The sequence below is a fragment of the Planctomonas deserti genome (assembly GCF_003067705.1).
In the GTDB taxonomy this organism is placed as follows: domain Bacteria; phylum Actinomycetota; class Actinomycetes; order Actinomycetales; family Microbacteriaceae; genus Planctomonas; species Planctomonas deserti.
On sequence record NZ_QANL01000013.1, the window covers coordinates 1 to 1,044 of the forward strand.

Below are 1,044 nucleotides of genomic sequence, written 5' to 3' on the forward strand. Positions count from 1 at the left end.
GAAGCTGCGGAAGTAGCCGAGCAGGTTCGGGCGGCCGAACTCGTTGTTGAACGCAGCGCCACCAAGCGGGCCGTCGGTCATGATTTCCAGTGCCGGTGCCATGCGCGGGTTCAGCGCGCGCGGCGCTTCCCACGGCTGCGGCAGTTCCGGAATGCGCAGGTGCGAGACCGAGAAACCGGACAGGCCCGCCTTCGGCTTGCCGCCACGACCGGTCGCGCCTTCGTCGCGGATCTCACCACCATTGCCGGTGGATGCGCCCGGGAACGGCGCGATCGCGGTCGGATGGTTGTGCGTTTCCACCTTGATCTGGAACGCGCTGGGCACCTGTGCTTCCCGGCGGTACTCGCCACTGGCCGGATCGGGGCGGTAGCGGGACGCCGGATGGCCTTCGATCACCGCGGCATTGTCGCTGTACGCGCTGAGCGTGTGCTGCGGGGTCTGCTGGTGGGTGTTCTTGATCATCCGGAACAGCGAACGGTCCTGTTCCTGGCCGTCGATGGTCCAGCTGGCGTTGAAGATCTTGTGGCGGCAGTGCTCGGAATTGGCCTGCGCGAACATCATCAGCTCGACGTCCGACGGCGACCGGCCCAGCGCGGTGAAGCGTTCGCGCAGGTAGTCGATCTCGTCCTGCGCCATGGCCAGGCCGAGGCGCTGGTTGGCCGCCTCCAGCTGGTCCACCGGCACGCGTTCCAGTTCACCCCGGGCCGGCGCCGAGAACAGCGCCTGGCCCTGTTCCACGGTTTCCAGCACCGACTGCGTCATCGGGTCGTGCAGCGCCTTGACCAGCGCCTGCTGTGCGGCGGCATCGGCCGGCCAGCCCTGCACGTCAATGCGCAGGCCGCGTTCCACCCGGCTGACCGGCTGCCCGGCACCGCGGACCAGTTCGGTGGCCTTGCTCGACCACGGCGACAGCGTGCCCAGGCGCGGCACCACGATGCGGCTGACCGCGCCTTCGGCCACGGCTTCGGCCTGCGGCGCCGCTTCAAGGATGCGGCACAGGGTGGTCAGGTCGGGGGCGGCGCTGCCTTCGGGCTGCACGAAGTA

Annotated in this window: 1 pseudogene; it reads right to left on the minus strand. The window is 69.2% G+C overall.

Going from position 1 to position 1,044, the window contains the following annotated elements:
• Positions 1-1,044: pseudogene (locus DAI20_RS19215) on the minus strand (phosphoribosylformylglycinamidine synthase); the annotation flags it as partial.